Below are 21,717 nucleotides of genomic sequence, written 5' to 3'. Positions count from 1 at the left end.
CGTCCAGCTTCAGAAGCACGCCCGACCGTGCCTCTGAAGCTGGACGCTGACGTCTAACGTTTTTTGGGGCGAGAGGAACCGTGGCCGAGGAACGTCCGCAGCAGCCAGAGGCACCGAAGCAGCCGATCAAGCTGCGCAGCCTCGCCCCTGAATTCAGAGCGGCCAGCACGGGATCTACGTGCGGCACCTTGAAGAGGCGGTCCACCGTCTAGCCGAAGTTCGTGATCTTCGAAGATCTGGACCGCTTCGAGGATCCGCAGATCTTCGACTCGCTCCGGGAACTGAACACCCTCGTCAATGCTTCCGCGAACCGGCAGGCGGGGAACGAGCCTCTTCGGTTCATCTACGCGATCAAGGACAGCCTGTTCGAGCGGCTCGGAACGGATCCGGAATCCAAAGACGAAAAAGATGCAGAAGAGAAGCTCAAGGACGGCGAGGCCGAAACCAGTGACGGCCAGGGCAGCCCCCTTCTAACGCGAAACCCCGGCTCGACATTGCTGCCGAGGCCGTCCGGCGCGCGAACCGGACCAAGTTCTTCGAAATCGTCATTCCCATGGTGCCGTTCATTTCGCATCGCAACGCCCGTGACCTCCTCGCCGAGGAGCTGGTAAAACTCGGTCTTGCCGAGAACGTCGTGTCACGTCCTCTCCTGGACTTGATCGCACGGCACACCACCACATGCGTCTGATGAAGAACATCTGCAACGAGTTCGTGGTGTTCGCTGAGCATCTGCTGTGGAAGAAGAAGAGCCGTGCGCCGGGCATGACGGCGGACCATCTCTTCGCACTTGTCGCGCACAAAAACTTCCACCTCGCTGACTTCAAGGCAATCTCGCAGCGCACCAGCACCCTCGATAAGCTCGAACAGCTCCATCGCGACGAGGTCAGGACCCTTATCGAGGGTCTGCAGGAGCAGCGGCGCAAGCGGATGAGGACCGAGGAGCAGCGCGATCGGAAAGAAGCCACCGCAGTGGAGTTGGGGGGGCAGTCTTCGCGATCTCAAGGACATGTTCCCTTCCCCGAACGGCTATTCATACTCGTCCGTCATGGTCGATGACCAGGGCTACGGGTCTAATGCCGTCGACACAATGGAATTCTGGGAGCGCGTGGCCAAGTCGAAGTCCTTCTCTCTCGTGCAGAACCGCGGGGCTACGGTGACGCCCTCTGCAGGACAGATCGGCCGTGTCTTTCCAGAGGTCATGAGTTCCGCGCAATGGTTGGATCCCGATCCCGCCGAATCGGCCCGCCTGCTTCGTCAATACGACCAGGACATCGCGGGGTTGCGAGGTGCGGACTCCGCCGGACTGGCCAGCTACGAAGGCGTACCGAAGGGGCGAATCAGGTTCGATCAGCGCATCACCGAGGTACTTGAGTCAGAGCTGGCGCGCGATCTCGTGCGGCGGGGTTTCATCACGCGCAACTACGCTGAGTACTCCGCGATCTTCTACGGCAAGTTCGTCGGCGTCGACGTGGCGTTCTTCTACAACCACAGTGTCCAGCCGGACGAGATGTACCTCGACTACGAGTTCACGTCGGAAAAGGCCATGAGCAACCTGCTTGAGCAGGTGCCGGCGGACTTCATGAGCACCGTCAGTGCTCTGAACCTCCAAGTCGCGTCCTACTTGCTCAATGAAAAACCAGAAGACGCGAAGAAACTTGTCGCGTACGTCGTCACGCATGACGGCAAGGACGTCCATGCATTCATGGATGCCTTCCTCAACACACCTGACGCCCCTCGCGAGCTCCTCATCCAACAACTGACAGAGCACCCGTGGCCCGATGTCTTCGAGTACGTCGCGAAGCACCCTTGCATCCCGGACGAAGAGACGCGGCTGAAGCTGTTCGACACGGCGCTCCTGAACGCGCTGAGTATCGACGTCTATGAGATCGGTAATTCCTCGAGGGCGCTGCTCGAGTCTTCCTATCAGCGTCTCACCGCCCTCAGTCAGAGTCAGACTGCAGCACAGACTGAGCGGGTCTTCGAAATCCTCGAGGCGGTGGAGCTGGTGGTCACGGACCTTAGCGGCCTGAGCACGCCGCTCGGGGACCGTATCGTGGCAGCGCACAGGTACAAGCTCAGCTCACCAAACCTGCAGATGGCACTCGGGATCGACGTAGACCCGACGCTCGACGAGGTGCGCCAAAAGCAAAGCGTGTGGGAGTTCTGCAATAAGCGCATCGGGGACTACATCGCTTCAATGGATGCCATCGGGCCGATCGTGCTCACGGAGTCCGTGCTGGTCGATGTCATCAACGAGCAGCACGAGTCATGGACCGAGGACCAGCTGCGCGAAGTGATTGAGCAGAGCTCCGCTCTCGCCACGATCCAAAAGATCGAGGCTGTCCCGCAGCTGACCTGGCCTTTGATCGTGGATGCGGGCCTCCTGGCTCCGACGGACGCCAACGTCTGGGCTTACGTGCAGGCTCACGGGGTTGACGAGCAGCTGTCTGGACTTCTGACCACGGGCGGGGTCGATACGGTCGAACTGCGGGACGTCGAGAAGGTTCCAGACGAGGACCGTGGCGTCCTCGCGGTCCGCGTGCTGAATGCTTCGACGCATCTGACGGCGCAGGCCAGGGTACAGCTCGTCAAGCAGCTGAATCTTGAGTCCGCGGTTGAGCCCGCCGAGATTACTCCGAATCCCGACCAGCGTCGAGGAGCCGGTCGTGGAGCAGCCGCTCAGCACCCGTGACGCGCTGATGGAGAGACTCAAAGGTGTCAGTGCCGAGGCCGACAAGCAGGCTGGTTCTCGGTCTATCTGGAGGTCATGAAGGAGCGGAGCAGGCAACGCGCTGAAGCGCTCGAACATGAAGCTCTCAAACCCACTGTCGAGGTGGAGAGGTCCTCAGCATCCGCTATGGCCGCGGAACAGGAACAGGTTGACACGGTCGTGGTCAAGGAAACCACCGTTACCGCTTCGGCTCGGGAGCAATCGCCGTCGGAGCAGCCTTATGTGTCAGCCTTGGCGAACACCCGGATGAAGTCCGAGCGGTCCCAGAAGATTGTCGACGCCGTCGCTGTCTGGGAGCCGGAGGCTGTTGCAGCGCTCGAGCGTGGTGAGCGTCTGGATGAGTCGACGATTCCCCACGGCATCGGTCCGAAGTTCCTGGAGAGCCAGGGACCTGGACTGCACCCCGAGGTACGTGCGCAGCTTCAGGCGCGTGAGCTCAAGAAAGACCAGATACGAATCCTATATACCCAGATCCACGAGATTCGCGAAAAGCGAGTTGAGCTTGGTCAGCCGGCGAACGAATCGCAGTGGAAGCTCTGGGGTGAAGTCGAGACCGAGCGGATCCGTGAGGATACGAGAGTCAGCCGCAGGGCGCGCCTGCAGAGCGAACTTGCCGACGGCTTCTACGAGCCGAACACGGCTGCCGACACTGCCGAGGTCGGTAGACAGCAGAAGGCTCTATCGGATGTTACTGCCCAGACCGAGCAGAGGAAGGACGCTTACTTGGCGAGGCTTTATGCAAAGAATCCTGAGCTGAAGCCGGATTCGCTGCGCAGTCGGTTGAGGTGCCGAGCGCTAGGGCCAGCTTCAGCTCCCTGGACGAACAATCTGCGGTACGGCATGGATAGCATCTGTTGCCGATTCAACAATGGCGATTTCCTCATTCGCCGTCGTAATCATGACCCCGCGGACGGGCAGGCTATTTACTACCGTCCGGATCAGCAACGCAACGGCTATTGCCAGCGACAGTTGTGCCGAGATCGCCGGTATACACCTGAAGAACCAATCCATCCGGTCCGAAGCCGTTGGTTATGATGAGCTTGTTCGTGGCCGTCGACTGATCAAAGACCTTCACGTCGTACCCGCGGGACTTATAGAACGCCTCGACCTTTTGCCTTAGCATCTCGCGCTCGGTGTCGCCAAGGGGCCCTCTGGTCCTGGATCCGCCGAATTCTTTGCCGCTTCCGGTTCCCTGGAAGTTGCAGTAGCCACCTGCCGGAACATCCTTATTGGTCCAATCACCCGGCGCCATCGCTTGGATCTCATCGAGTAGTCCGAAGAACTCCGTGCTGGCTGCTTCTGGCGTCATTGTCGTTCCTTCTCCGCTGCTGGGAAGATCGCTTGTTGAATTCGATTGCGAAGATGAGGGAGTTGCCGTTCCATCATTGCCCGGTGTTGTGGAGAAGCATCCGGACGTGAGCAGAAGGACCGAGCAGGCCGTGAAAACGGTTGCCGTCATTCTTCGTCTGTTCAGCAATTCTGGTTCCTTCATTTGTTATGCACCACGGGTTTTCCTGAGTTCGTCAGCCTATCTGTCAGGCCGAGTGAGGCGTTGGCTTGGTTGATGCTGGACTCGGTACCTACGGAAGCGTATCCAAGTTTGCCTTCTGCCTGGAGCCAGCCGTGGTTCTCGGTTGTTAATGCTGACACTTCGTTTTCGGCAGTCCCGGTGCCATCGGCTCCGAGCTGCGTTGCACCATAACCGGGTATGGGCACTGTGAACGACGGGCCACCCTGAGGAGCCTGGAACGTCTGCGTGTGGAAGCCTTGAATACGTTCTCTGCCTACGTTTCCAATTACGGAGACATTGTCGACGGTGAACTTGGTCTGGTAGACATCTGCCCCGGGGTTGAGGTGAAAGTCCTTTACGCCTGACACTCCCTGCAGAACGCCAATATCAGCGTTGAGATTGACGCTGTCGACAGGTACGCCCTCCACAGCTGCAGCCTGGGCCGTCAACGTGCCATAGGACAAGCCAGAGATGTTATTTCTGGCAACGTTTCCAAGGCTGTCCTGAACGGCCGCGAGAGCGTTGATGTCTTTCCTCAGGAACGACCCACCTGTCCTGGCATTGGTGTCGTCAAAGACACCTGCAGCTGATGCAGGTTCAAAAGCTAACCATCCCACCACTGCCAGCCGTGGCGGGTTTCCTGCCGGGGTCGAACTCAGCTCGGCAATGCGGTATTGACGTCAAGGAATCCCAGGAAAGCTCTCTGGACGCGCTGAAGTCCGCCAATGCTCCTGACGCACGCAGTGTTGTGCTGGAACTCGACCAGGCTGACGGGCTGGACCACGAGGGTCCCGGTGGCGGTTCATCGCCGAAGAACTGGTGGTCCAGGTGGTACCGCAGTCCGATGACGAGTTCACGTGCTTCTCGTGTTTCCTGGTCCGGCACCGCTCCCAGATTGCCCGTGAGAAGGACGGTCACGCGTACTGCGTGGAGTGCGAAGGCTGAGTCTGTTCCTGATTTATAAGGGTCTGGCGCTTCGGCGCCAGACCCTTATACTTTCAAAGCGGGTCAGCAGTGCGGCAGGAAGCTCGTGATGTTAGGGCCGGTGTAGACGTAGCGGTCCGAGACGTACTGTGCGCCCCCGGCGCCGGGGTATAGCTTTAGCCAGATGTTGTCCCCGTCAACCCAGGTGCCCGTTGTCCAGCAGTCGAACTCATAGACCCGGCCGCTGCTCAGCATGGAACCAGTGAGGGCATAGCCGGTGCCGGGTCCTCGTCTGATGTTGAGGTTGTTGTTCGTGTAGACCTGCGCGCATTTCGAGCCGCCGTCGCTGTAGTAGAGCTGGCCGCCCCATCCATTGTGAGGAAACTGTCGACAGTATTGGATGTTGCTGGACAGCTTCGTGCCGGCGGCATTGGCAGGGGCTGCCATCATCGTCACGGACAGGGTGGCACCGACGATGGAGACAGCAGTGAGTGCCCTGAAACGCCTTCTTCGTGCCTTGTCATTTTGCGCTTCAGCAATCGCTGATTTGCTGCCGGGAACGGTGGAATCTTCTGAGTGGCTGGAAAACAGCCTGAACTTCTTCATCAATTGACCTTTCGCGCCGTAAGGCTCGGTGTCCGAATGACCCCAAGCGACTGCAGCGAATTCAGAAATAGCTGCTACTTGATGTGTGAGGCGCATAACGTGAACGTGACGCTTGATTGACTGCGAATTTCCCCGTCTTCACCGACCGGTGAAGGTACCAGAGCGGCTTCGCGGGGTGATCGCCAGCACGTTTCCAGGCGGATGTGGTGCCACTAATTCACTAACTTTTGGGGAAGGAATTACGACATGCGTAAATCACTATTGGCTCTTTCCTGTGCTGCAGCAGCTGGCGCCATGGCAATCGCAATGCTGGCTACCGCGCCGATGGCTTCTGCCAGTGCGGGGGCGTCAGTGACCGGCTCCTACGCCTACTACAGCTCGTCCAGCAAAGTCCTGACAAGCCAGGACACAAAGTCGGACGGCGTCTCATCTGTGGCTCAACTGAGGTATGTGTCGAATGGAACTACTTACATTGCGACCCTGACCAATAGCGCTGGGTATGGATCTGTTGGTCAAACCCAGGGCAGCGGCCGTGTATGTCCGGGCGTGCCTCAACAACCGAAGCGCCGGCACCGGCATTTATGGTTGCTCAGCCTGGGTTGCCACGGGCGCTTAGAAACTGGCAGCAGAGCATGCGTTCGGGTGCCCTACGGCGCCGAGGCCCCGGATGGGTGCTGGTCTCTGACGATTTTGTCATCAGAATAGGCTCTGGCGACTATGTGATGGTCAAGGCCTCGAATTCTCGCCTGAGCTCGAAATGCCTCTGGGGTAGGATCCCGAAGAAGTGGAGTCATCACGAAGAAGAAGCCGACGATGTTCGCATTCGTAGTTCTCTCGGTCGGAGTGCTGGCTGGAGTGGGTGCTGTCGCGGCACCTGCTGCACAGGCCGCGGCGGACCAATACACATATGTCGCCGGATCGACCCAGGCCAATTGTCAATCCGCTGTCGACAAGAAGCTGTGGGCGTTGAAGGCAATGGGCTACAGCGCCCAGGTCTCCACCCCTTGTCACGCTGCAGGGGTTACTGCCGCGGCTCTCTGGGTGTCATTCATCAGATACCACAACTGAGAAAGGGATCTTCAGAAGCCAAGCTTGTGACCAATTGGAACATCTTCGTTCATCAACATCCAGACGTTCCACAGAGGCTGGAGCTCGCCCCTAAAACAACGGCCAGGGCACTGCGGGCGCTTGTCCGCTGGGCGCTGGGAACTGCCCAACAGAGCGCAAGCGGTCGGAGCGCAACGCCAATGCTTCGACTTCTTCGGCACTGAGCAGCCCCGCGAGTTGTTGACCCAGCTCGCCCCGGAGCCCGTCGCGGACACGATCCAGTCCGGCGAGTTCATCTGCGTTCAGCGCGTCCCCAATCCACCCCCACAGCACGGTGCGCAGCTTGTGGTCCTGGTGAAAGGTCAGTCCATGGTCAACGCCGTGCCGGTGTCCGTCAGCCATGGCAAGAATGTGGTCACCTTTGCGGTCGGCGTTGTTCACCACGACGTCGAACACCGCTGTGCGCCTGAGTGCCGGCGTATCTTCGTGGACCAGCGCAACGGTCCGCCCGTTCTCGTCCTGGCCTTCGAGAACACGTTTCCAGCCCGTCTCCGGCACTGAATCCGCAGCCACCAGATCCACGGCGTTTTGGGCCGGGTCCTGGTCCTGCCACAGCTGCACCATTCCTTCGCCTAGTGGGCCATCGCGCAGCCACGTCCGGGGAACGACGCCCCACCCAAAGGACTCGGAGACCAGATAGGCGGCCACCTCACGACGCGCCAAAGTCCCGCTGGGAAAATCCCAGAGCGGACTTTCGCCTGCTATCGGCTTGTAGACGACCGCAACCTCGCCGATGCTGCCAAGGAATGTGGCGTTGGATGCCGTCGTGATGCGTCCGGTGAGGGTGAGCTCCGCGGTCAGCAGGTCCGGCGTCGGCATCAGAGCCCGGGGGAGGGGCAGACGTGACCTTCGGCATCCATCGGGTTGCCACACAGCGGGCACAGAGGACGGCCGGCGTCCACGATCTCCCGGGTGCGCTTGGCGAACGCACGGGCTGTTCCTACCGGCATCCGTACCAGCAGCATTTCGCGGTCGATAGCATCATCCAGGTCCAGCGCATCATCGTCTTCGTCATCGAGCTCGGAGATGGGGTAGGCCTCGATCACCACCTGGGCTGTGGTGGGGTCCCAGCCCAGGCTGATGGCTCCGGTACGGAACTGCTCCTGGACGGGTTCCAACGGATCATTGTCCACCAGCTCTATGGGAGTGCCCGTGGGAACACTGAAGGGATTGCCTCCCACCGTGATGAGCTGGTCGAGAATCTCGTCGATTTTCTCGGCCAGGAGAGCCGACTGCTGCTTCTCCATGGCGATACTTACGATCTGTTTCCCTGCGCGCACCTGCAGGTAGAACGTGCGCGCGCCCGGAAGGCCGATCGTACCGATCACTACCCGATCGGGCCAAGCAAACTCGTGAACACGTGTAGGCATGTCAATATTCTAGGCAGAGGACGCTCAGGGCGCCGTATGCCCGGCGCCGCCGCCCACGGGGGCATCCCCCGAGGGCGCGCTCCGGGACAGCCAGGAAAGATCGCCGGCCACCGTGTTGGTCGCAACGACGGCAGGCCGAGGGGAGCCGTAGCGGACGATCGATACCGAGGCGGGGTCAACGCTGAGGCGCTGGAAGAGGTCAAGGTGCATTCCCAGCGCATCGGCGAGTATGGACTTGATGACGTCGCCATGGCTGACCGCTACCCATACGGACTCCGGGCCGTGTTCGGCTTCGAAGGCTGCATCGTGGCGCCTGATGGCTGCTACTGAGCGGGCCTGCATGGCGGCCATCGACTCGCCGCCGGGAAAGACGGCTGCGGATGGTTGGGATTGTACGACCTGCCACAGGTCCTCGGTTGCGAGTTCACTGAGCCTGCGTCCCTGCCACTGGCCGTAATCACACTCGGTGAGCGCAGGTTCGATCGGGGAGTACGGCTTGATGGCCTGGCGGTCAATGATGAGTTCGGCAGTCTGCCGGCAACGTTCAAGGGGGCTCGACACCACCCCGACCAATGGCACCGACGCAAGCCGGTCTCCGGTGACGGCTGCCTGGTCGCGCCCGATCGCGTCGAGGCTGACTCCGGGAGCCCGCCCGGCCAGGAGTCCGGAGGCATTGGCTGTGGTGCGTCCGTGCCGCACGAGGATAACTGTCGCCATTCCCTTAGCCTAACTACACGCCCGACGGCGGTCGGTCGCCAGTCCGGCACCGGCGAAGATCATTCCTGTCCTGCTGTCAGACAGCGAATGCTACCACCGAGTAGCGTTTGACTTGAAATTCCCGGCAGTTTAGGCATGTAGAGGTTGCGGAACGGTTACAGTTTGGCCATCAAGTCCCAACATCCGGACGCAATGTGGGTAGGCTTACACTCACATGTAGGCAACGTCACAGTAGGAAACTGTGCCTGTGCCTGGGGGGAATCACGAATTTCCCCTCCTCAACTCCACGACTCATAGGAGGCGGAATGCGTTTCTCGCGCACTTCCAAAGCTCTAGGCGTAGCGGCGATCATCGCCCTCGCAGCCACCGGTTGCGGTGGCGGCGGTAGCAACAACTCCGGTTCATCCGCAGGCGACCCCAACAAGGTCATCATTGCTGACGGCTCTGAGCCGCAGCGCCCGCTCATGCCGGCAGACATCAACGAGGTCGGCGGTGGAAAGATTGCCACGCTGATCTTCTCGGGCCTTGTCAGCTACGACCCGTCCGGTAAGCCCGTCAACGAGCTGGCGGAGTCCATCGAGGCGCCTGACGCCAAGAACTTCACCATCAAGCTGAAGAAGGACCAGAAGTTCACCAACGGCGAAGCCATCACGGCCAAGACGTTCGTTGACTCGTGGAACTTCGGTGCAGCAGCAAAGAACGCGCAGCTCAGCGCCACGTTCTTCGAAAGCATCAAGGGTTACGACGAGACCAGCGCCGAAGGTTCCACGGTGGCGACCATGTCCGGCCTCAAGGTCGTTGACGACACCACCTTCACCGTTGAGCTCAAGCAGCCCGAGTCTGACTGGCCGCTGCGCCTCGGTTACACGGCCTTCATGCCCGTTCCGGCAGCAGCTCTTGCTGATCCCAAGACCTACGGCGAAAAGCCTGTAGGCAACGGCCCGTACAAGATGGCAGAGAACGGCTGGCAGCACAACGTGCAGATCCAGCTGGTCCCGAACGCCGACTACAACGGTCCGCGCAAGGCCAAGAACGGCGGCGTGACGTTCAAGATCTTCCAGAACGACGACGCTGCATACCAGGACCTGCTGTCCAACAACCTGGACATCCTGCAGACCATCCCCACCAGCGCACTGAAGAACTTCAAGACCGACCTCGGCGATCGCTTCATCGAGAAGCCGTACGCGGGCAACCAGACCATTGCCATCCCGGAATACCTTCCGGAGTGGAGTGGCGAAGCCGGCAAGCTGCGCCGCCAGGCCATCTCCATGGCCATCAACCGCGATGAGATCACCAAGGTCATCTTCAGCGGCGGTCGCCAGCCGGCCAAGGACTTCACCGCTCCCGTCCTGGACGGTTACAGCGACAGCATCCCCGGTTCTGACAACTTGAAGTTCGACGCCACCAAGGCCAAGGACCTCTGGGCCAAGGCAGACGCCATCCAGAAGTGGGATCCGAACACCGTCTTCACCGTTGCATACAACGCTGACAAGGGTGGCCACAAGGCTTGGGTTGAGGCTATGACCAACCAGCTCAAGAACAACCTCGGCATCAAGGCCGAAGGCCTTCCGTTCGCCACCTTCAAGGAAGCCCGCGATCTCGCGACCTCGGCGAAGCTGACCGGTTCGATCCGTGCCGGCTGGCAGGCAGACTACCCGTCGCTGTACAACTTCCTCGGACCGATCTACAAGACCGGTGCAGGCTCCAACGATGCCCGCTACGCGAACCCCGAGTTCGACAAGGCTATCTCCGATGGCCTGTCCGCCCCGAGCGTTTCCGACGGCAATAAGGCAATGAACAAGGCGCAGGAAATCCTTCTCAAGGACCTGCCTGCCATCCCGCTGTGGTACCAAGTAGCACAGGGTGGCTGGAGCACCGGCGTCTCGAATGTTGACTACGGCTGGGACGGCGTCCCGCTCTACTACAACATCACCGGCAAGTAAGCGCGATTCGGCGGCGGAAGTGCTCAGTTGAGCACCTCCGCCGCCTTATCTCGTTGCAAATCAATGACGCCCAACTCTGGTTGGGCGTCCTTGTGCAGGCCTACACTGCCTTGGCATGGAACGTTTGCACATCAGACGAAAAGGTTCTTTGATGAACAACTCCGCTGCACCCCAGCCCCGGGTGCCTGCTGATCGGGGTGTGGTGAGCTGATGGCCACCTATATCCTTAAACGATTCCTCCAGCTGATTCCCGTATTCCTGGGAGCGACACTGCTGGTTTATTTCCTGGTCTTCAGCCTGCCTGGCGACCCCATTGCTGCTCTCTTCGGTGACAAACCCGTCAACGAAGCGGTCGCGGCCAAGCTGCGTGCCCAGTACAACCTGGACCAGCCCTTCATTGTTCAATACCTGCTCTACCTCAAGAGCATCTTCACGTTCGACCTCGGCCAGGACTTCTCCGGCCGGCCGATCGCAGCCGTACTTGGCGAGGTCTTCCCCGTGACAGCACGCCTCGCCGTCATGGCCCTGATTTTTGAAGCCGTCTTCGGCATCGCCTTCGGCTTGGTCGCAGGTCTTCGCAAGGGCAAGCTTTTCGACGGCACCGTGTTGATCGCATCCCTGATCGTCATTGGTATCCCGATCTTCGTGCTCGGCTTCATCCTGCAGTTCTTCATTGGCGTGCAACTGGGGTGGGCCAAACCCACGGTCAGTGCGGCGGCTACGGTTCAAGACCTGATCCTGCCGGCCATCGTTCTTGGCCTGGCGTCATTCGCTTACGTTCTGCGGCTTACCCGCACCAGCGTCATCGAGAACATGAATGCCGACTACGTCCGGACCGCGACGGCCAAGGGCCTGTCCCGCTTCCGGGTCATCAATGTGCATATTCTCCGCAACTCGCTCATCCCGGTGGTGACCTTCCTGGGAGCCGACCTCGGCACACTGATGGGTGGAGCAATCGTCACGGAAGGCATCTTCAACGTCCCCGGTGTGGGTAACCGTTTGTATCGTGCCGTCCTGTCCGGTGAAGGCCCAACCGTGGTCAGCATCGTCACAGTGCTGGTGTTGATCTACTGTCTCTCCAACCTGCTCGTTGACCTTCTGTATGCCTGGCTTGATCCGAGGATCCGTTATGACTCCTGAAAATAACCTCACTGGGCAGGACACCGCCCCGCGCCACATCGAGCACTTCGTTGCCGATCTTGAAGAAACGCCCCTCCAGGCGACCGACAAGGTCAAGGAAGACTCCGCGCCTTCGAGCCTCTGGGGCGAAGCGTGGAAGAACCTGCGCAAGCAGCCGCTGTTCATCATCTCGGCGATCATGATCCTGGCTGTCGTGGTTGTATCGCTCTTCCCGGGCCTGTTCTCGCAGATCGATCCCACGTCCGAGGCCTGCCAGCTGTCCAACTCCGATGGCGGGCCCGCTTCCGGGCACCCGCTCGGGTTTACCCAGCAGGGCTGTGACGTTTATGCCCGCGTCATCTTCGGCACCCGTTCCTCGGTGACTGTTGGCCTGTTCACCACCATCGGCGTCGTTCTTTTTGGCGGCATCATTGGTGCGCTGGCCGGTTATTACGGTGGCTGGGCTGACGCCCTGCTGGCGCGCCTGACGGACATCTTCTTTGCCTTGCCGCTTATCCTCGGCGCCATTGTCATGATGCAGCTGCCCGTTTTCCGTGCGAACCGCACGGTGTGGACGTTGGTACTGATTTTGATCGTCTTCGGCTGGCCGCAGATTGCCCGCATCACCCGTGGCGCAGTGATTGAAGTCAGGAATGCCGACTTTGTGGTCGCTGCCCGCTCGCTGGGTGTTTCCAAGTTCCGTTCGTTGTTGCGCCACGTGCTCCCCAACTCCTTGGCTCCCATCATCGTGGTGGCAACCATCTCGCTGGGCACGTTCATCGTGGCCGAATCCACGTTGTCCTTCCTTGGTATCGGGCTCCCACCGAGCGTCATGTCGTGGGGTAACGACATCCAGGCAGCGCAGGCTTCGTTGCGATCAAACCCGATGCCTTTGCTCTACCCGGCTATTGCCCTGTCGATTACAGTCTTGAGCTTCATCATGCTCGGCGATGCCCTGCGTGATGCCCTCGACCCCAAAGCGCGTAAGCGATGAAAGGCGAAGCCATGAACTCTTCAGTTCACATCAAGGAAGAAGTCGCCGGCTCCGAGCGTCCCCTGCTGGAGATCAAAAACCTCGCGATCAACTTCGCCACCAGCAATGGTGAGGTCAACGCCGTCAGGAATGCCCACCTCACGGTGATGCCCGGTGAAACTGTGGCCATCGTGGGCGAATCAGGTTCGGGGAAGTCGACGTCGGCCCTCGCCGCCATCGGCTTGCTGCCGGGGAACGGCCGGGTAGCTGCCGGCGAGATTCTCTTCGACGGGGAAGACATTGCCCACGCGAGCGAGAAGCGGATGATCGAACTCCGCGGCAATTCCATTGGGATGGTGCCGCAGGACCCGATGTCCAACCTCAACCCGGTGTGGAAGATCGGTTTCCAGGTCAAGGAGACCCTGAAAGCCAACGGTCTTCCGTCCGGCCCCGAGGACGTTGCCAAGGTATTGTCCGAGGCCGGCCTGCCTGACGCAGCCCGCCGCGCCAAGCAGTACCCGCACGAGTTCTCGGGCGGCATGCGCCAGCGCGCGCTGATCGCCATCGGCCTTTCCTGCCAGCCGCGCCTGCTGATCGCGGATGAGCCGACGTCGGCCCTTGACGTGACGGTCCAGCGCCAGATCCTGGACCACTTGGACAAGATGACGTCCGAGCTGGGTACGGCCGTTCTGCTCATCACCCACGACCTCGGCCTGGCGGCCGAGCGGGCGGACAAAGTAGTGGTCATGTACAAGGGCCAGGTTGTGGAATCCGGTCCGTCCCTCGAGCTGCTCCGCAACCCGCGGCACCCTTACACCAAGCGACTGGTATCCTCAGCGCCCTCCCTGGCGTCCCGCCGTATCCAGGTCGCCAAGGAACAGGGTGTCGAGTCCGACGAGCTGCTGGCTCCCACGGAACCCGTGGTGGTCGAGTCGGCACTTCCCGAGGAGGTGCTGAAGGTTGAGGACCTGACCAAGGTCTTCAAGCTCCGTGGAGGTATTGGCAAGACCACTGACTTCACGGCTGTTGACTCAGTCTCGTTCTCCGTTCGCCGCGGTACCACCACGGCGATTGTGGGGGAGTCCGGCTCGGGCAAGTCCACTGTTGCCCAGATGGTGCTGAACCTGCTGGAACCGACGTCCGGAAAGATCATTTTCGACGGCGTCGACACCTCCACGCTGAACAGCCGGGACTTGTTCAAGTTCCGCCGCCGGGTGCAGCCCATCTTCCAGGACCCGTACGGCTCACTCGATCCGATGTACAACATCTTCCGGACCATCGAAGAGCCGTTGCGCACTCACAAGATCGGCACCAAGGCCAGCCGGGAGAAGAAGGTCCGTGAGCTTCTGGACCAGGTGGCCTTGCCGCAGTCGACCATGCGTCGCTACCCGAATGAGCTCTCCGGCGGTCAGCGCCAGCGCATTGCGATTGCGCGAGCACTGGCCTTGGACCCCGAAGTGATCATCTGCGATGAGGCCGTCTCCGCTTTGGACGTGCTGGTGCAGGCCCAGGTCCTGAACCTGTTGGCAGAGCTCCAGGACAACCTGGGCCTGACCTACCTGTTCATCACCCACGACCTCGCCGTTGTGCGGCAGATCGCGGACCACGTCTGCGTGATGCAGAAGGGCAAGCTGGTGGAAACGGGCAGCACGGACGACGTCTTCGACAACCCCCGTGAGGCGTACACCCAGGCCCTGCTGGATGCCATCCCCGGTGGTTCGCTGCTTCTGCCGCCCGAGGTGGCCTGACCCGGCGTCGAACTCCAACAAAGCCGCAAATAGCAGGAGCCGGTGGTTTCCCCAAAGGAAACCACCGGCTCCTGCCGTTTAAACTGCCTGCAGGCCGCTACTGTGCCGGCGTCCCGGTTTCACTGTCAGGACGCGCAGTCAGGCCCAGTGCGGTGAGCTCACGGGCCAGGACGGCCCCCAGCTTGGCGTGTCCTGCGGGTTTCAGATGGACGCCGTCCTGGAGATCTCCAACGGCGTTGTACCGGGTGAGCCAGTCGCCGGCGCTGACGAACGGTATGCCGTGTTTTGCTGCGATCCTGCCTACGAGTGCGTCCACTTCGGTGCGTCGGGCGCCGCCGTTACTGGCACCGCGGGCGAGAGTACCGATCATGGCGAGTTTGGAGCCTGGGTAGCGCTTGGTCAGCGCCGCCAGCAGACGTTCAGCATTGCTGGTGATCTGGGCGTCCGTTGCCCGCTGGGTGGCGTCGTTGCCGCCGCCCTCGATGACGATCAGGGGAGGCTCGCCATAGGGGAGTACCCAGTCGCCACGCTGGAGTGCGTCAATGTAGTTTCCCGTCTTGCCGTTCGAAGCAACATAGCCCGTGCCGCCCATGCCCACGACATGCAGCTTGTATCCCAGGGCAGCAATGCCCTGCTGCGGCCAGGAGTCCTTGGGCATGGCCTGCGAGTCTCCGATCAGTACGGCCGTGTGGCGTACGTCGGCCAGCACCAGTTCGTTGCGGTTGTTCGTGGGGTTCTTGTACAGGGAACCGACAGGCAGGTTCAGTGCGGTCGGGGAGGGCGCGGACCGCAGGGGTTTTTCCGCGGCGGACGTTTGTGCCGGCCCGGGCGCGGCTGATCGCGTTGAGACGGTTTCGGGTGGTGTTTGGTTCGGTCCGCAGCCCACCAAAAGAACGCCGACGGCGATCAATGGTGCGAGCATGCGGAACGTTGCCGGGGCTTTGCGCATCGTAGGTCTCCGTGTGGCACTGGTTCTGCTGCAATCATGGGGCACGAACGCCGGAAAATCCAGCAAGTGGACGTGTGGTTACTGAACAGTGATGTGCTGTGAGCAAGGCCACATCCCAGCCGCTGATGGCTTGCTTTTTAGGCGCATAAATGCTTCTGCGTTTAGACTTGCTTTAGGTGCCCTGTGTCCCGGGGTCTTTTCGCTGTGTGTTCCGATCAAGTCGATCAGGTATGCGCGCGGATACAAACAGCTGACTTCACCACTGAATCGAGTCATTAACGCATGTCTGAAACCATCACCAACACTGCGTCGCGGAGCGATCTGCGCAACGTCGCGATCGTCGCACACGTTGACCACGGTAAGACCACCCTGGTCGACGCCATGCTCAAGCAGACCAACTCCTTCGCTTCCCATGGTGAGGTTGAGGACCGTGTCATGGACTCCGGTGACCTGGAGCGCGAAAAGGGCATCACCATCCTCGCGAAGAACACCACGGTTGCCTACAACGGCCCGTCGTCCAATGGCGAGACCATCACCATCAACGTCATTGACACCCCCGGCCACGCCGACTTCGGTGGCGAGGTTGAGCGCGGTCTGTCCATGGTTGACGGCGTCGTCCTGCTGGTCGACTCCTCCGAGGGCCCGCTGCCCCAGACCCGCTTCGTGCTCCGCAAGGCCCTTGCAGCGCACCTGCCCGTCATCCTGCTGGTCAACAAGACCGACCGTCCCGACGCCCGCATCGACGAGGTTGTCCATGAGTCCATGGACCTCCTCCTGGGCCTGGCTTCGGACCTCGCGGACGAAGTTCCGGACCTGGACCTGGACAAGGTCCTCGAAGTTCCCGTTGTTTACGCTGCCGCCAAGGTTGGCCGCGCATCCCTGGACCAGCCCGCCAACGGCTCGGCACCGGAGAACGAGGACCTCGAGCCCCTCTTCAAGACCATCATCGAGCACATCCCGGCTCCGACGTACAACCCGGACGGCGTGCTGCAGGCCCACGTGACCAACCTGGACGCCTCGCCGTTCCTTGGCCGCCTCGCCCTGCTCCGCATCTACAACGGCACGCTCCGCAAGGGCCAGACCGTTGCCTGGGCACGTGCCAACGGCGAGCTCAAGAACGTGAAGATCACCGAGCTCCTGGCAACCCAGGCGCTCACCCGCGTCCCCGCCGAGTCGGCTGGTCCGGGCGAGATCGTCGCTGTGGCCGGTATCGAGGAGATCACCATCGGTGAAACCCTCACGGATGCCGAGAACCCGCAGCCGCTGCCGCTGATCACCGTGGACGATCCCGCGATCTCCATGACCATCGGTATCAACACCTCGCCGCTGGCCGGCAAGGTCAAGGGCGCCAAGGTCACGGCCCGCCAGGTGAAGGATCGCCTGGACAAGGAACTGATCGGTAACGTCTCCATCAAGGTCCTCCCCACCGAGCGTCCCGACGCCTGGGAAGTCCAGGGCCGTGGCGAGCTGGCACTGGCCATCCTCGTCGAGCAGATGCGTCGTGAAGGCTTCGAGCTCACCGTTGGCAAGCCGCAGGTAGTCACCAAGACCATCGACGGCAAGGTCCACGAGCCGATGGAACACATGACCATCGACGTGCCCGAAGAGTACCTTGGCGCTGTTACGCAGCTCATGGCAGCCCGTAAGGGCCGCATGACCAACATGGCCAACCACGGTACGGGCTGGTGCCGCATGGAGTTCATCGTGCCTGCACGTGGCCTCATTGGCTTCCGCACCAAGTTCCTCACGGACACCCGTGGTGCCGGTATCGCCGCGTCCATCTCCGAGGGCTACGAGCCGTGGGCCGGCCCGATCGAGTACCGCACCAACGGTTCCATGATCGCCGACCGCGCCGGTGTTGTTACCCCGTTCGCCATGATCAACCTGCAGGAGCGCGGTTCCTTCTTCGTGAAGCCCACCTCCGAGGTTTACGAAGGCATGATCGTCGGCGAGAACTCCCGCGCAGATGACATGGACGTCAACATCACCAAGGAAAAGAAGCTCACCAACATGCGTGCGGCTTCCTCCGACACCTTCGAGAACCTGACGCCGCCGCGCGACCTCACCCTCGAAGAGTCCCTCGAATTCGCCCGTGAAGACGAGTGCGTCGAGGTCACCCCGGATGCCATCCGTATCCGTAAGGTCATCCTGGACTCCAACGAGCGCGCGAAGGCCAACCGCGCCCGCGCCAAGTCCTAGCCTGTACTGGCCTGAACCAGCCAGGAACAGCTGAATGAAGAGAGGAGTCGCCGGTGCGGCCCGTGGCATTGCCACGGCCGTCCCGGCGGCTCTTTTCGTTGCCGCGGCAGGAACCGCCCTGCACCGTCAAAGCGCGCTCTGGTCCGGCGTCGAAGTCCCGTGGGGAGTCGCCGCGGCCTTGGTGCTTCTGGCGTCCGTGCAGCTGTGGCTGGCCGCCTGGACACGCTCGATAGCCCCGACGGCGGTAGCCGGTGTGGTGAGCTATGCCGCCGTCGGCGTCCTGTCGTCGGCGGGCGCGGCCAAGCAACTGGTCCTGGGCGACGCCGTCGGAAACGTGTGGGTCTTCGGCATCGGCGCAGTGACAATGATCATGCTGGTGGTTGTCAGTCGCCTGCGATTCGGGAAGCCCGCCGCGGCGGTGGCGGCGGAACCTCTTTCGCGGCGATGACCATCGCCAGGGGAATCTCGACGTCGGACGTCCGGGTCCGCACGGTGCAGCTGCTGTCGCTGCTTCTCAATACGTAGCCCAGCGCGTCCGTTAAGCCGTCTTCGATCCTGTAGCGCACCACGACCCGGATTCCCGGCTCTGCGCTGCGAAGGAACTGTCCGGGTGGCAAATGCGGCGAAGTCACGGATTCATACTAAGACGCGGGCTAGGTTGGCGTCGGCGCACTGTTGGATAATAGGCTCGGAAGTTGAGTGCCCGGCATGATGCCGGCCGTATTACCCCGGTCATCACCGGGACAAACTGTGGAGAGGTCTGGGACGTGACGTACGTAATCGCGCAGCCGTGTGTGGATGTCAAGGACAAGGCATGTATTGAAGAATGCCCTGTCGACTGCATTTACGAAGGTGAGCGTTCCCTCTATATCCACCCCGATGAATGCGTCGACTGTGGTGCCTGTGAACCTGTATGCCCTGTTGAGGCCATCTACTACGAGGATGACACCCCCGAAGAGTGGGCCGACTACTACAAGGCAAATGTTGAGTTCTTCGACGACCTCGGTTCGCCGGGTGGCGCCGCCAAGGTGGGCAACACGGGCAAGGACCACCCCTTCATTGCCGCACTGCCCCCGCAGAACCAAGACCACTAAGGGCGGTAGTTTCGTTGATTTCCGCGGCGCCGGCTTTCGGCCTGAACCTGCCTGACTACCCGTGGGAGGCCATGGCGCCCTACGTTGCCACCGCCTCCAAGCACCCTGGTGGCGTGGTGAATCTCTCCATCGGCACGCCGGTGGATCCCACTCCTGGCTTGATTCGTGAGGCCCTTGCCAACGCATCGGACGCGCATGGCTATCCGACAGTCCACGGCACTGAGGCACTTCGCCAAGCTGTAGTGGACTGGTTCGCGGCCAGGCGCGGCGTACCGGGGCTGGATCCGAAGGATGTCATGCCGACGGTGGGCTCGAAGGAGTTGGTGGCCTGGCTGCCGTTCCTCCTCGGTTTGGGCACCGGGGATGTCGTTATGCGCCCTACGGTTGCTTACCCGACCTATGACATTGGAGCCTCGCTGGCCGGCGCCACGGCGGTTGCCGCGGATGACCTCGATGCACTGGACCCCGCCACCCGTGCGAAGGTACGGCTGATCTGGATCAATTCGCCCGGCAACCCCACCGGAAGCGTCCGCGACGTTGAGTCGCTGCGCCGGCTCGTGGCACAGGCCCGCGAGATTGGTGCCGTGGTGGCGTCCGATGAGTGCTATGCCGAACTCGGCTGGGGCGAATGGGACGCCCAGCGCGGGGGAGAGGCTGTACCGAGCATCCTGGATCCCCGTGTTACCGGCGGTTCCACGGACGGTTTGCTGTGTGTCTACTCCTTGAGCAAGCAGTCGAACCTTGCCGGGTACCGTGCGGCCTTTGTCGCCGGCGACTCCGCCATCATGGCCAATCTGGTGAACAGCCGGAAGCACGCCGGCATGATCGTTCCCTATCCTGTCCAGGAAGCCATGCGGGTGGCACTGGGGGATGCCGGCCATGTCCTGGCCCAAAAAGATCTGTACCGTGGCCGCCGCGAAAGGCTGGTCCCGGCGCTGGAGAAGTTCGGTTTGCAGATCCAGGAATCCAAGGCCGGACTGTACCTGTGGTCCACTGCTGGAGAACCAACGTGGGACACCGTGGCGCGGTTCGCGGAGCTGGGCATCGTGGTGGGGCCGGGTGTTTTCTACGGAGACGCTGGAAATGGCTTTATCCGTGTAGCGCTCACGGGCAGCGACGAACGTATTGATGCCGCCGTCGAGCGCTTGGGTACAGGCTCATAACAAAGCTGTGACTTGCGCCACTTATGGCGCTATTCCGCCAGTAACCGGAAGGCACGGATTAGTTCCGTGGGGTTACTGGCGGTAGCTTTTTAACTGACTATCAATGGTGGCCTTCACTAAGAAAGCACTTCGGCCGTTGGAGCCCTGCAACAGTAGGGCCGAAGGCGGCGGCACCAGAAGTTGGTTGGACAAGCGTTCGATAGAGGCCCAAAGGCCTCATGAAGGGGACTCCATGACTGAGACCACCAGCGCGACACTGCGCCATGCCGGCGGCGAACTCGAACTGCCGCGTATCAAGGTTGTAGAAGGAAACGAAGGCTACGACGTTTCCAAGCTGCTGAAGCAGACGGGCGCCGTTGCCTATGACCCCGGCTTCATGAACACAGCGGCCACCACCTCGGCCATCACGTACATCGACGGCGACGCAGGCATCCTGCGCTACCGCGGTTACCCCATCGAGCAGCTCGCGCAGCACTCGAGCTTCCTCGAAGTTTCCTACCTGCTGATCTACGGCAACCTTCCCACCCCCACGGAGCTGGAAGAGTTCGACCAGAAGATCCGCCGCCACACGCTCCTGCACGAAGAACTCAAGGGTTTCTTCGGCGGGTTCCCGCGCGACGCCCACCCCATGCCGGTGCTTTCCTCGGCCGTTTCCGCGCTGTCCACGTTCTACCAGGACTCGCTGGATCCCTTCAACGCGGAGCACGTGGAAGTTTCCACCATCCGGCTCATGGCCAAGCTCCCGGTCATCGCTGCCTACGCGCACAAGAAGTCCATCGGCCAGCCGATGCTGTACCCGGACAACTCCATGAACCTGGTGGAGAACTTCCTGCGCCTGAGCTTCGGCCTTCCGGCCGAGCAGTATGAAATGGACCCGGTGGTCGTCAAGGCCCTGGACCTCCTGCTCATCCTGCACGCCGACCACGAGCAGAACTGTTCCACGTCCACCGTGCGCCTGGTGGGTTCGTCCAACGCGAACCTCTTCGCCTCGGTGTCCGCCGGCATCAACGCCCTCTTCGGTCCCGCCCACGGTGGTGCCAACGAGGCCGTGCTGAAGATGCTCCGCCAGATCCAGGCCGACGGCATCAAGCCCGAGGATTACATGGAAAAGGTCAAGAACAAGGAAGACGGCGTCCGCCTCATGGGCTTCGGACACCGTGTCTACAAGAACTACGACCCCCGCGCCAAGATCATCAAGGCAACGGCACACGAAGTCCTTGGCAAGCTCGGCGGCAACGACGAACTCCTGGACATCGCCATGCGCCTTGAAGAGAAGGCCCTTGCGGATGACTACTTCATCCAGCGCAAGCTGTACCCGAACGTCGACTTCTACACCGGCCTGATCTACAAGGCCATGGGTTTCCCGGAGAAGATGTTCACTGTTCTGTTCGCCATCGGCCGCCTCCCGGGCTGGATTGCCCAGTGGCGCGAAATGATCAACGATCCCCAGACCAAGATCGGCCGTCCGCGGCAGCTCTACACAGGGGAGCCGGAGCGCAACTACCCGGCTAACTAGTACCAAGCCAGTAACGACGGCGGCCGCCCACCTCGCGCGAGGTGGGCG

18 protein-coding genes and 2 pseudogenes are annotated in these 21,717 nt (G+C 61.3%); 13 read left to right on the top strand and 7 right to left on the bottom strand.

Annotation, left to right across the window (positions count from 1 at the left end; all coding sequences use genetic code 11):
• Positions 1-212: 212 nt before the first annotated feature.
• Positions 213-2,650, top strand: a pseudogene (locus ABHM97_RS20240) (YobI family P-loop NTPase); the annotation flags it as partial.
• Positions 2,651-2,857: 207 nt separating this feature from the next.
• Positions 2,858-3,766: a hypothetical protein gene (locus tag ABHM97_RS20235; protein WP_349472009.1), complete on the top strand. Its 909-nt coding sequence runs from the start codon at positions 2,858-2,860 to the stop codon at positions 3,764-3,766.
• A 453-nt stretch (positions 3,767-4,219) separates the two neighbouring features.
• Here ABHM97_RS20235 and ABHM97_RS20230 read toward each other — a convergent pair whose 3' ends face one another.
• Positions 4,220-4,900 (bottom strand): alpha/beta hydrolase, encoded by a 681-nt coding sequence (locus ABHM97_RS20230; RefSeq protein ID WP_349472051.1) that lies wholly within the window; start codon positions 4,898-4,900, stop codon positions 4,220-4,222.
• 14 nt (positions 4,901-4,914) lie between these two features.
• On the opposite strand from ABHM97_RS20230, the pseudogene ABHM97_RS20225 reads away from it, so the two are divergent.
• Positions 4,915-5,186 (top strand): annotated as a pseudogene (locus ABHM97_RS20225) (DUF4193 family protein).
• 63 nt (positions 5,187-5,249) lie between these two features.
• Here the strand turns inward: ABHM97_RS20225 and ABHM97_RS20220 are convergent.
• A complete protein-coding gene (locus ABHM97_RS20220; protein ID WP_349472008.1) occupies positions 5,250-5,771 on the bottom strand; it encodes an SH3 domain-containing protein in 522 nt (173 codons plus the stop codon).
• An 813-nt stretch (positions 5,772-6,584) separates the two neighbouring features.
• Here ABHM97_RS20220 and ABHM97_RS20215 point away from each other — a divergent pair.
• Entirely contained in the window at positions 6,585-6,839 is a 255-nt protein-coding gene (locus ABHM97_RS20215) for a hypothetical protein (RefSeq protein WP_257371182.1), read from the top strand.
• Positions 6,840-6,929: 90 nt separating this feature from the next.
• Here ABHM97_RS20215 and ABHM97_RS20210 read toward each other — a convergent pair whose 3' ends face one another.
• Genes ABHM97_RS20210 through ABHM97_RS20200 form a run of 3 tightly spaced genes read right to left on the bottom strand, consistent with a single transcriptional unit; the run spans position 6,930 to position 8,965 of the window.
• Complete coding sequence (locus tag ABHM97_RS20210; RefSeq protein WP_349472007.1) at positions 6,930-7,697, bottom strand: SCO1664 family protein; 768 nt, start codon at positions 7,695-7,697, stop codon at positions 6,930-6,932.
• A complete protein-coding gene (locus ABHM97_RS20205) occupies positions 7,697-8,248 on the bottom strand; it encodes a DUF3090 domain-containing protein (protein WP_235516916.1) in 552 nt (183 codons plus the stop codon). The genes ABHM97_RS20210 and ABHM97_RS20205 overlap by 1 nt, the downstream gene beginning before the upstream one ends.
• A gap of 24 nt (positions 8,249-8,272) precedes the next feature.
• A complete protein-coding gene (locus ABHM97_RS20200; RefSeq protein WP_235516914.1) occupies positions 8,273-8,965 on the bottom strand; it encodes a histidine phosphatase family protein in 693 nt (230 codons plus the stop codon).
• Positions 8,966-9,270: 305 nt separating this feature from the next.
• On the opposite strand from ABHM97_RS20200, the gene ABHM97_RS20195 reads away from it, so the two are divergent.
• The 4 genes from ABHM97_RS20195 (at position 9,271) to ABHM97_RS20180 (ending at position 14,748) form a co-directional block, all read left to right on the top strand.
• A complete protein-coding gene (locus tag ABHM97_RS20195) occupies positions 9,271-10,908 on the top strand; it encodes a peptide ABC transporter substrate-binding protein (protein ID WP_349472006.1) in 1,638 nt (545 codons plus the stop codon).
• A 210-nt stretch (positions 10,909-11,118) separates the two neighbouring features.
• Positions 11,119-12,048, top strand: a complete 930-nt coding sequence (locus ABHM97_RS20190) for an ABC transporter permease (protein ID WP_235516911.1) — start codon at positions 11,119-11,121, stop codon at positions 12,046-12,048.
• Positions 12,038-13,021 (top strand): ABC transporter permease, encoded by a 984-nt coding sequence (locus tag ABHM97_RS20185; RefSeq protein WP_257371177.1) that lies wholly within the window; start codon positions 12,038-12,040, stop codon positions 13,019-13,021. Before ABHM97_RS20190 ends, ABHM97_RS20185 begins: the two co-directional genes overlap by 11 nt.
• Positions 13,022-13,032: 11 nt before the next feature.
• On the top strand, positions 13,033-14,748 hold the full coding sequence (locus tag ABHM97_RS20180) for an ABC transporter ATP-binding protein (RefSeq protein WP_235516907.1): 1,716 nt from the start codon (positions 13,033-13,035) through the stop codon (positions 14,746-14,748).
• A gap of 97 nt (positions 14,749-14,845) precedes the next feature.
• Here the strand turns inward: ABHM97_RS20180 and ABHM97_RS20175 are convergent, their stop codons facing one another.
• Entirely contained in the window at positions 14,846-15,697 is an 852-nt protein-coding gene (locus ABHM97_RS20175) for an SGNH/GDSL hydrolase family protein (RefSeq protein ID WP_349472005.1), read from the bottom strand.
• A gap of 282 nt (positions 15,698-15,979) precedes the next feature.
• On the opposite strand from ABHM97_RS20175, the gene typA reads away from it, so the two are divergent.
• Both typA and ABHM97_RS20165 read left to right on the top strand, forming a co-directional pair.
• On the top strand, positions 15,980-17,896 hold the full coding sequence (typA, locus tag ABHM97_RS20170) for a translational GTPase TypA (protein WP_257371175.1): 1,917 nt from the start codon (positions 15,980-15,982) through the stop codon (positions 17,894-17,896).
• Positions 17,897-17,930: 34 nt separating this feature from the next.
• A complete protein-coding gene (locus ABHM97_RS20165; RefSeq protein ID WP_235516901.1) occupies positions 17,931-18,344 on the top strand; it encodes a hypothetical protein in 414 nt (137 codons plus the stop codon).
• On the opposite strand, the gene ABHM97_RS21550 is transcribed toward ABHM97_RS20165, so the two are convergent.
• Entirely contained in the window at positions 18,280-18,462 is a 183-nt protein-coding gene (locus ABHM97_RS21550) for a putative acetyltransferase (protein ID WP_502921314.1), read from the bottom strand. The two genes, ABHM97_RS20165 and ABHM97_RS21550, sit on opposite strands and share 65 nt — an antisense overlap.
• Positions 18,463-18,663: 201 nt before the next feature.
• Between ABHM97_RS21550 and fdxA the strand changes: the two genes are divergently transcribed.
• The 3 genes from fdxA (at position 18,664) to ABHM97_RS20150 (ending at position 21,669) form a co-directional block, all read left to right on the top strand.
• Complete coding sequence (gene fdxA / locus ABHM97_RS20160) at positions 18,664-18,990, top strand: ferredoxin (protein ID WP_211711286.1); 327 nt, start codon at positions 18,664-18,666, stop codon at positions 18,988-18,990.
• Positions 18,991-19,004: 14 nt separating this feature from the next.
• Positions 19,005-20,153 carry a succinyldiaminopimelate transaminase gene (gene dapC / locus ABHM97_RS20155; protein ID WP_349472004.1) on the top strand — a complete coding sequence of 383 codons (1,149 nt, stop codon included), beginning with the start codon at positions 19,005-19,007 and terminating at the stop codon, positions 20,151-20,153.
• A gap of 232 nt (positions 20,154-20,385) precedes the next feature.
• Positions 20,386-21,669, top strand: a complete 1,284-nt coding sequence (locus ABHM97_RS20150) for a citrate synthase (protein ID WP_024817462.1) — start codon at positions 20,386-20,388, stop codon at positions 21,667-21,669.
• The last annotated feature ends 48 nt before the right edge of the window (positions 21,670-21,717 follow it).

Origin of the sequence: Paenarthrobacter sp. CAP02 (assembly GCF_040137855.1) — a bacterium.
Taxonomy (GTDB): domain Bacteria; phylum Actinomycetota; class Actinomycetes; order Actinomycetales; family Micrococcaceae; genus Arthrobacter.
Note: the sequence above shows the minus strand (reverse complement) of the source record. Positions and strands in the feature narration are given on the sequence as shown.

Bases quoted from the DNA above. Each gene is read 5' to 3' on its own strand.
- ABHM97_RS20175 (WP_349472005.1), bottom strand. From the start codon at position 15,697: ATGCGCAAAGCCCCGGCAACGTTCCGCATGCTCGCACCATTGATCGCC.
- ABHM97_RS20190 (WP_235516911.1), top strand. From the start codon at position 11,119: ATGGCCACCTATATCCTTAAACGATTCCTCCAGCTGATTCCCGTATTC.
- ABHM97_RS20195 (WP_349472006.1), top strand. From the start codon at position 9,271: ATGCGTTTCTCGCGCACTTCCAAAGCTCTAGGCGTAGCGGCGATCATC.
- typA (WP_257371175.1), top strand. From the start codon at position 15,980: ATGTCTGAAACCATCACCAACACTGCGTCGCGGAGCGATCTGCGCAAC.
- ABHM97_RS20180 (WP_235516907.1), top strand. From the start codon at position 13,033: ATGAACTCTTCAGTTCACATCAAGGAAGAAGTCGCCGGCTCCGAGCGT.
- ABHM97_RS20215 (WP_257371182.1), top strand. From the start codon at position 6,585: ATGTTCGCATTCGTAGTTCTCTCGGTCGGAGTGCTGGCTGGAGTGGGT.
- ABHM97_RS20200 (WP_235516914.1), bottom strand. From the start codon at position 8,965: ATGGCGACAGTTATCCTCGTGCGGCACGGACGCACCACAGCCAATGCC.
- ABHM97_RS20235 (WP_349472009.1), top strand. From the start codon at position 2,858: ATGGCCGCGGAACAGGAACAGGTTGACACGGTCGTGGTCAAGGAAACC.
- ABHM97_RS20150 (WP_024817462.1), top strand. From the start codon at position 20,386: ATGACTGAGACCACCAGCGCGACACTGCGCCATGCCGGCGGCGAACTC.
- ABHM97_RS20205 (WP_235516916.1), bottom strand. From the start codon at position 8,248: ATGCCTACACGTGTTCACGAGTTTGCTTGGCCCGATCGGGTAGTGATC.
- ABHM97_RS20220 (WP_349472008.1), bottom strand. From the start codon at position 5,771: ATGAAGAAGTTCAGGCTGTTTTCCAGCCACTCAGAAGATTCCACCGTT.
- ABHM97_RS20210 (WP_349472007.1), bottom strand. From the start codon at position 7,697: ATGCCGACGCCGGACCTGCTGACCGCGGAGCTCACCCTCACCGGACGC.
- ABHM97_RS20185 (WP_257371177.1), top strand. From the start codon at position 12,038: ATGACTCCTGAAAATAACCTCACTGGGCAGGACACCGCCCCGCGCCAC.
- ABHM97_RS20165 (WP_235516901.1), top strand. From the start codon at position 17,931: ATGAAGAGAGGAGTCGCCGGTGCGGCCCGTGGCATTGCCACGGCCGTC.